The organism is Kribbia dieselivorans NBRC 106261, from assembly GCF_001552435.1.
Taxonomy (GTDB): Bacteria; Actinomycetota; Actinomycetes; order Actinomycetales; family Dermatophilaceae; genus Kribbia; species Kribbia dieselivorans.
In genome coordinates this window covers 1-7,900 of record NZ_BCRE01000221.1, presented here as the reverse complement: position 1 = coordinate 7,900, position 7,900 = coordinate 1, and the positions used below count along the sequence as shown (strand labels likewise).

At 70.3% G+C, this 7,900-nt stretch carries 8 protein-coding genes and 1 pseudogene; 8 read left to right on the top strand and 1 reads right to left on the bottom strand.

The window, feature by feature from the left end; translation table 11 throughout:
- Positions 1–141 precede the first annotated feature (141 nt).
- A complete protein-coding gene (hemB, locus tag KD1_RS14790) occupies positions 142–1,164 on the top strand; it encodes a porphobilinogen synthase (RefSeq protein ID WP_068403201.1) in 1,023 nt (340 codons plus the stop codon).
- Between the two features lie 219 nt (positions 1,165–1,383).
- On the opposite strand, the gene KD1_RS14785 is transcribed toward hemB, so the two are convergent.
- Positions 1,384–1,914, bottom strand: coding sequence for a YceI family protein (locus KD1_RS14785; RefSeq protein WP_068403199.1), 531 nt, complete (start codon positions 1,912–1,914; stop codon positions 1,384–1,386).
- A 211-nt stretch (positions 1,915–2,125) separates the two neighbouring features.
- On the opposite strand from KD1_RS14785, the gene KD1_RS14780 reads away from it, so the two are divergent.
- From KD1_RS14780 to KD1_RS14750, 7 genes and pseudogenes are all read left to right on the top strand, one after another.
- Positions 2,126–2,665, top strand: a complete 540-nt coding sequence (locus KD1_RS14780) for a MarR family winged helix-turn-helix transcriptional regulator (protein ID WP_068403197.1) — start codon at positions 2,126–2,128, stop codon at positions 2,663–2,665.
- Positions 2,662–4,029 carry a glutamate-1-semialdehyde 2,1-aminomutase gene (gene hemL / locus KD1_RS14775; protein ID WP_068403195.1) on the top strand — a complete coding sequence of 456 codons (1,368 nt, stop codon included), beginning with the start codon at positions 2,662–2,664 and terminating at the stop codon, positions 4,027–4,029. Before KD1_RS14780 ends, hemL begins: the two co-directional genes overlap by 4 nt.
- A gap of 38 nt (positions 4,030–4,067) precedes the next feature.
- On the top strand, positions 4,068–4,733 hold the full coding sequence (locus tag KD1_RS14770; protein WP_068403193.1) for a histidine phosphatase family protein: 666 nt from the start codon (positions 4,068–4,070) through the stop codon (positions 4,731–4,733).
- Positions 4,730–5,320 (top strand): TlpA family protein disulfide reductase, encoded by a 591-nt coding sequence (locus tag KD1_RS14765; protein ID WP_068403191.1) that lies wholly within the window; start codon positions 4,730–4,732, stop codon positions 5,318–5,320. The genes KD1_RS14770 and KD1_RS14765 overlap by 4 nt, the downstream gene beginning before the upstream one ends.
- 13 nt (positions 5,321–5,333) lie before the next feature.
- Positions 5,334–6,071 (top strand): cytochrome c biogenesis CcdA family protein, encoded by a 738-nt coding sequence (locus KD1_RS14760; RefSeq protein WP_370670765.1) that lies wholly within the window; start codon positions 5,334–5,336, stop codon positions 6,069–6,071.
- A complete protein-coding gene (gene resB, locus KD1_RS14755) occupies positions 6,068–7,684 on the top strand; it encodes a cytochrome c biogenesis protein ResB (protein WP_068403187.1) in 1,617 nt (538 codons plus the stop codon). The genes KD1_RS14760 and resB overlap by 4 nt, the downstream gene beginning before the upstream one ends.
- Positions 7,681–7,900, top strand: a pseudogene (locus KD1_RS14750) (hypothetical protein); the annotation flags it as partial. The gene resB and the pseudogene KD1_RS14750, both read left to right, overlap by 4 nt.

Here is a 7,900-nt window from a genome sequence, read left to right as displayed (position 1 = left end):
CTCGCAGCGGCGCAAGAAGGTCACCCGGCGCAAGCCGGCCGCGGCCACGGCCAAGGCCAGCGCGAAGGCCGCCGCGAACAGTGCCGCCGCGAACAGTCCCGCCGCCGAGGGCGCCGCGGCGTCGGCCGAGGGGTGAGGTCGATGACCGCGCACCCCCACGGTGGCTACGACGCGCTCAACGGGCCGGTCGTTCGACCCCGGCGGCTGCGGCGCTCCGCCGGTATGCGCCGGTTGGTCGCGCAGACCCGCCTGCACCCGGCGGACTTCGTGCTGCCGGTGTTCGTCAAGGAGGGCGCCACGCAGGACGTCGAGATCGCCTCGATGCCCGGGGTGTACCAGCACACCCTCGACGGTGTCGTGGCGGTCGCGCGCCGCTGCGTCGAGCTCGGGATCGGCGGGATCATGCCGTTCGGCGTGCCGCTGACCAAGGACGCCATCGGTTCGGGCGCCGACGACCCGGACGGGATCCTCAACGTCGCCACCCGCGCGATCGTCGACGCGGTCGGTGACGAGTTGGTCGTCATCCCGGATCTGTGTCTGGACGAGTTCACCGACCACGGCCACTGCGGCGTGCTCGAGACCGACGACTCCGGCGCGCTGGTCGTCGACAACGATGCGTCGCTGGAGCGTTACGCGGCGATGGGTTTGGCGTTGGCGAAGTCGGGCGCGCACCTGCTCGGCATGTCCGGGATGATGGACGGTCAGGTCGGATACGTGCGTGGTGCGCTCGACGACGCCGGGTACACCGACGTCGGCATCCTCGCCTACGCGGCGAAGTACACCTCGGCGTTGTACGGGCCGTTCCGGGACGCCGTCCAGTCGTCGCTGACCGGCGACCGCGCGACCTACCAGCAGGACCCGGCCAACGCCGACGAGGCGCTGCGCGAGATCGACCTCGATCTGAGCGAGGGCGCGGACATCATCATGGTCAAGCCGGCCCAGCCGCACCTGGACATCGTGGCCGCAGCCGCGCGGCGGTCGGAGGTACCGGTGGCGGCGTACCAGATCTCGGGGGAGTACTCGACGATCGTCGCGGCAGCCGAGCGCGGCTGGATCGACCGCGAGCGCGCCATGCTCGAGTCGCTGCTGCACATCAAGCGGGCCGGAGCGTCGATCATCGCGACGTATTTCGCGCTCGAGGCGGCGGAGGCGTTGCGTCGCTGACGCACGAACCCCCCGCGGTGACGCACGAACCCCCCGCGGTGACGCACGAACCCCCGCGGGACGAACGAACCCCCCGTGGTTCGAGGTATTAAGGACCGCTGGAGCGGTCGCTAATACCTCGAACCGCGAGGGGACAGGCGCGAGGGGACAGGCGCGGGGGGACAGCAGGCGCGGGGGGACAGCTGCGAGGGGAGGCGCCGCGGGGGCGTCAGGCGCTGATCAGGCCTTCGCGAGCTGGAGGTCGAGGTTGATCTTGATCTTCTCGGAGACGAGCACGCCGCCGGCCTCGAGCGTGGCGTTCCAGTCCAGGCCCCAGTCCTTGCGGTTGATCTCGGTCTCGGCCTCGAAGCCGGCCTTCTCGTTGCCCCACGGGTCGGTGACGACACCCTCGAAGTCGACGTCGAGGACAACCGGCTTGGTGATGCCCTTGATGGTCAGGTCGCCGGTGAGCTTGTCGCCGTCGAAGGACGTCGACGTGAAGGTCATCGTGGGGTGGGCCTCGGCGTCGAAGAAGTCGCCGGAGCGCAGGTGGTTGTCGCGGCCCTCGTCCTTGGTGTCGACCGAGGCGATCTGGATCGTGACGTCGACCTTGGAGTTCTCGACCGGCTCCGCGACGACGACGGCGCCGCTGTAGTCGTGGAACGAGCCCCGAACCTTGGTCACCATGAGGTGGCGGGCGGTGAAGCCGATGGTGGAGTGGGACGCGTCGATGGTCCAGGTGCCGGGGGTGAGGTCGGAGTAGGTGGCCATGGTGTCTCCTTGACAGGTGCTCGGGCCGCCCGGGCGGGCGGGAGTCGGTGGGGCTCGGCGGCGAGACGTGGGGTGTCCCGGACGCCGTTGCCGTGGTGCGTGCCGACGCTACAACATCGATGGTTTACAATTCAACTAGGGGCTCGTCGAAACGCCGAAGCCCGCAGCCGTCATCTGAGAGAATGACCCACAGACCCAAGGAGATGAGGACGTGACCGAGCTGGAGTCGCCCACCTGGTTGACCGCGCAGGAGCAGACCTTCTGGCGCGCCTACCTGAGAGGCTCCCGCCTGCTCGAGAACGAGCTCAACTCGGCCCTCGACGGGTTCGGTGTTCAGTTGACCGAGTACGAACTTATCTCCATGTTGTCCGAGGCGCCCGGTGGCCGGCTGCGGATGTCGCTGCTGGCCGACGCCATCGTGCAGTCGCGCAGCCGGGTCACGCACACCGCCGCGCGGCTCGAGGCGCGCGGCTGGGTGCGCCGTGAGTCGTGTCTGGAGGACAAGCGCGGCGTCGAACTCGTCCTCACCGAGTCCGGCCGCCAGGCGATCGAGGACATGGCCTGGGCGCACGTCAAGTCCGTGCGCGACGCCCTCGTCGACGCGCTCACCCCCGAGGAGTTCGCGGCCCTGGGCCACGCCATGGAGAAGGTGCGCGAACACCTGCACCCCGGCCACCAGGAGCCGGCCTCCGCACAGCAGGCGGACTGCGACGCCGACGGCGATCGGGCGGTGCCAGACTGTGCCTCATGACGCAGCCGTACCCGTTCGAGGCACCTGCCTCCGCTGACCTGTTCGACCGCGGCCGAAAGGTCATCCCCGGCGGCGTCAACTCGCCCGTGCGGGCGTTCCGCAGCGTCGGCGGCACCCCGCGGTTCATGACCAGCGCACAGGGGCCCTGGCTGACCGACGCCGACGGGCGCCGCTACGTCGATCTCATCTCCTCGTGGGGGCCGATGATCCTCGGCCACGCCCACCCCGACGTGCTCGAGGCCGTCACCGCCACCGCCGCCCGCGGGTTCAGCTTCGGCACCCCCAGCGAGAACGAGGTCGCCCTGGCCGAGGAGATCGTCGCACGAGTCGACCCCGTCGAGGCGGTTCGGCTCGTCAACTCCGGCACCGAGGCGACGATGAGTGCCCTGCGCCTGGCCCGCGGTTTCACCGGCCGCTCGGTCGTGGTGAAGTTTGCCGGCAACTATCACGGCCACGTCGACGCCCTCCTCGCCCACGCTGGCTCGGGGGTGGCCACCTTCGCGCTGCCTGACTCGGCCGGCGTCCCGGCCTCGGCCGCCGGCGAGACGATCGTGCTGCCCTACAACGATTTGGCCGCCGTCGAGGCCGTCTTCGCGGAGCGCGGTGACGAGATCGCCGCGGTCATCACCGAGGCCTGCCCGGGCAACATGGGCGTCGTGCCGCCGCTGCCCGGTTTCACCGACGGCCTGCGCCGGGTCACCCGGGAACACGGCGCGTTGCTCATCAGCGACGAGGTCATGACCGGGTTCCGCGTGTCCAAGGCCGGCTGGTACGGCCATGAGAACGCCACGACGCCGTACTCGTTCGGCGCTCCGGATCTGTTCACCTTCGGCAAGGTCATGGGCGGCGGGTTCCCGGCCGCGGCGTTCGGCGGCCGACGTGACGTCATGGACCACCTCGCCCCCGAGGGGCCGGTGTACCAGGCCGGCACCCTCTCCGGGAATCCGGTGGCCAGCGCCGCCGGCCTGGCCACGCTCCGGGCGTGTGACGACGACCTCTACACGCGCCTGAAGGCCACGGCCGGCACGATCGCGCAGGCGACCTCGGAGGCGCTCTCCGCCGCCGGCGTGCCCCACCGCGTCCAGTTCGCCGAGTCGATGTTCTCCGTCTTCTTCACCGCCGCCGACGTCGACGAGACCCACGTCGCCGGTGATGTCAGCGACCCGGTCATCGACTACGACGGAGCGCAGCGCCAGGACACCGCGGCGTTCGGCCGGTTCTTCCACGCCATGCTCAGCCGCGGCGTCCACCTGCCGCCGAGCGCCTACGAGTGCTGGTTCGTCTCCGGGGCCCACGACGACGAGGCGATCAATGTCGTCCTCGACGCGTTGCCGCACGCGGCCCGGGCGGCTGCCGAGGGGTGATTGGCGGGCTCCCAGAGTTCTCTGGGAGACTGCCCCGCATGACCCGCCCGGCCCGCTACGACGCCACCGACCTCGATCGGACCGTCGTCCACCTCCTGCGTCACGGTGAGGTGCACAACCCCGAGCGCATCCTCTACGGCCGCCTCCCGGACTACCACCTGTCCGACCGCGGCCGGCGGATGTCCGAGTTCGCCGCCGGCCGCCTGGCCGACCGCGACATCGCCCTGCTCGTGTCCTCCCCGCTCGAGCGGGCCCTCGAGACCGCCGCGCCGCTGGCGACCGCGACCGGCCTGACCCCGCTCATCGACGCCCGGGTCATCGAGGCGGGCAACCATTTCGAGGGGGAGCGGTCCGAACCGCGCTCCCTGCTGCAGCCGCGCCACTGGTGGCTGCTGCGCAACCCCGCCGAGCCCAGTTGGGGCGAGCCGTACGCGCACATCGCGGCGCGCATGCAGGAGGCCGTGTTCGCCGCCCGGGATCACGTCCGCGGTCGTGAGGCCGTCATCGTCACCCATCAACTGCCGATCTGGGTCATGCGCCTCAAGGTCGAGGGCCGCCCGTTCATCCACGACCCGCGCCGCCGACAGTGCAACCTCGCCTCGTTCACCTCGTTGACCTACCTCGGCGACCGGCTCGCCTCGGTGACGTACGCCGAGCCCGCGGCCCAGCTGTACTCCCACGCCGATACGGTGGCAGGGGCATGAGTCTGCGCCGTCGACTGCCCGCGACCCTGGCCGCGCTGACCCTGCTCGTCGGTGGGGCCGCCGCCTGCTCCTCGGACAACAACTCCGTGGCCAATCAGGCCAAGGCCGGCGACAACAAGAACTTCATCCAGGGTGACGGCACGATCGAACAGATCCCGTCGGCCAACCGCGCCGAGCCGATCACGCTGTCCGGCACGACGCTCGAGGGCAAACCGCTCGACCTGGCCGACTACCGCGGAAAGACCGTCGTCATCAACATCTGGGGCTCGTGGTGCGCTCCCTGCCAGAAGGAGGCCCCCGCTCTCAAGGAGGTCCACGAGAACGCCGATCCGGCCAAGGTCGCGTTCGTCGGGATCGACTCGCGCGAATCGGCGGCCTCCGGGCTGGCGCAGCAGAAGGCGTGGGATCACACCTTCCCCTCGCTCAGCGACGAGGGCGGCACCGCCCCGCTGTCGTTGCAGAACAAGGCCACGGCCACCCCGAGCACGCTCGTGCTCGACACCCAGGGGCGGATCGCGGCGGTGTTCCGCGGTCCGATCGAGCGCTCGACGCTCGAGGGCATGATCGAGGACGCGCAGAAGGCCTGACCTGAACTTGTCCCTGCCCCAAGCCGTCTTCGACGGCGCCCTCCCCCTGGCGATGCTCGTCGCCGCCCTCGCCGGTCTGGTGTCCTTCGCCAGCCCGTGCGTGCTGCCCCTCGTCCCCGGTTTCCTCGGGTACGTCACCGGCCTGAGCGACATCGACCTCGCGCAGCGGGCCCGGTGGCGCATGGTGCTCGGCGCGACCCTGTTCGTGCTCGGGTTCACCGTCGTCTTCCTGACCGGCACGCTGTTCATCGCCGGCATCGGGCGCGCCCTGATCGAACACCGTCTGCTGCTGCAGCGCATCGGTGGGGTCCTGATCATCCTCATGGCCCTGGTCTTTCTCGGCATGGGCGGGCAACGCACGTGGCGTCTGCCGATCCGCCCCGCCGCCGGGCTTCTCGGAGCGCCGTTGCTCGGCGCGGTCTTCGGCCTGGGCTGGGCGCCGTGCATCGGCCCGACGCTGGCCGCGGTCATGACCCTCGCCGCCGCCACGGTCGACCCCTCGCCCGGCCGTGCGGCGCTCCTCGGTCTGTCGTACTCGCTCGGCCTGGGGCTGCCGTTCATCCTCATCGCCGGGGCCTACTCGCGGTGGGCGCAGGTGTCGGGGTGGCTGCGCTCGCGCATGCGCACGGTCCAGGTCGTCGGGGGAATCCTGCTTCTCATCGTCGGGGTGCTGCTGCTCACCGGCGTGTGGGAGGACATCAACCGCTGGGTCCAGACCCGGCTCGTCAGCGACTTCGAGGTGCTGTTGTGAGTGAGGTGACCCAGCCCAGACTGGGGTTCGTGGGCTACCTGCGGTGGGGGTGGCGGCAGTTGACGAGCATGCGCACGGCGCTGTTCCTGCTGCTCCTGCTCTCGGTTGCGGCGATCCCCGGGTCGGTCTTCCCGCAGTACTCCATCGACGCCGGGCGCGTGGCGGACTACAAGGTCGCCCACCCCGGCCTGTCGCCGTGGCTGGAGCGGCTGGGGATGTTCGAGGTCTACGGCACGCCGTGGTTCTCCGCGATCTACCTGCTCCTGTTCATCTCGCTGGTCGGGTGCATCCTGCCGCGCACGGCCGTGCACCTGCGGGCCCTGCGCGCCGCTCCGCCGAAGGCCCCCAAGCGACTCGAACGCCTCGAGGCCCATGCCACCGTTGCGCTCGGCCCGGCCGACGCCCCGGAGGCCGCCACCGATGACGCGGTGTACGAGGCCGTGGCCGCCGAGATGAAGCGGCGACGCTTCCGCGTGGCCCGGCATGACGAGTCCTCCGTCAGTGCCGAGGGCGGTTATGCCAAGGAGACCGGCAACCTCCTCTTCCACATCTCGATGCTCGGCATCATCGTCGGAGTCGCGATCGGTCACCTCTACGGGTGGAAGGGTGACGTCATCGTCCCGGCCGGGCAGACGTTCACCAACACCCTGACGCGCTACGACACGTTCTCACCCGGCCCGCTCGTCGACCCCTCGAAGTTGTCGCCGTTCACGATCAAGGTCGACTCGATGGACGCGCACTTCGAGGAGACGACGACCGGCAAGGGGCAGTTCGGGCAGCCGCGCGCGTTCAGCGCCACCGTGACCACGCAGGCCGAGCCCGGAGCGCCGAGCGTGCCCGGTCAGGTCAGCGTCAACCACCCGCTCGAGATGGACAAGGCGAGCGCGTTCCTGCTCGGCAACGGGTACGCGCCGGTCATCACGGTGCGCGACGCGAAGGGCGAGATCCTCTACCGGGGGGCGACGCCGTTCCTCGCGCAGGACAACAACTACCGCTCCGTCGGGGCGATCAAGGTGCCGGCCGCGAGCCCGAAGCAGCTCGGTTTCGTCGGGTTGTTCCTGCCGACGGCGACGATCGACCCGGAGTTCGGACCGGTCTCGGTCTTCCCCGACACCAAGGCCCCGGCGCTCGCGTTGAGCGTCTACGAAGGTGAACTGTTCCCCGACGGGCGGCCGCAGTCGGTGTACACGCTCGACACCGCGTCGATGGACAAGGTGCTCAACACCAAGGGCACCGACCAGTTGCGGCTGTGGCTCACCCCCGGCCAGACGGCGAAACTGCCCGGCGGTCGTGGGTCGATCACCTTCGATCGCGTCGAGCGGTTCGCTGGCCTGTCCATTCGATACGACCCCGGCAAGTGGCTCACCCTCGGCTCCGCGGTGCTCATGCTCGTCGGCCTCATGGCCATGCTGTTCCTGCGGCGCCGGCGCATCTTCGCGCGGGTCGTCGAGGTGAACGACGTCGATGGACCGCCGCAGCGCCGGCTCATCATCGGCGGCCTGACCAAGGAGGACGACGCCGCCCTGGCCGACCTCGTCACCGACCTGGCGGAGTCGGTGGCCGAACGACTCTCCCTCCAGCCCTCACTCGATGGAAGAATGGCCCGATCATGAACACGACCATGGCGTCCTACGCGAACATCAGTCTGTACTCCGCGATGGGTGTGCTCGCCCTGTCGATGCTCGCCTACCTGCTCTACCTCGCCAGCCTGGGGCCGGTGCGGGCCGAGCGGGCGCAGGCGGACCGGGCGCAGGCCGACGCCGAGCTCGTCACTGCCGGTGCGGGTGGTGCGGCGGCATCGGGCGGCTCTGCCGGCTCGGGTGAGGTGA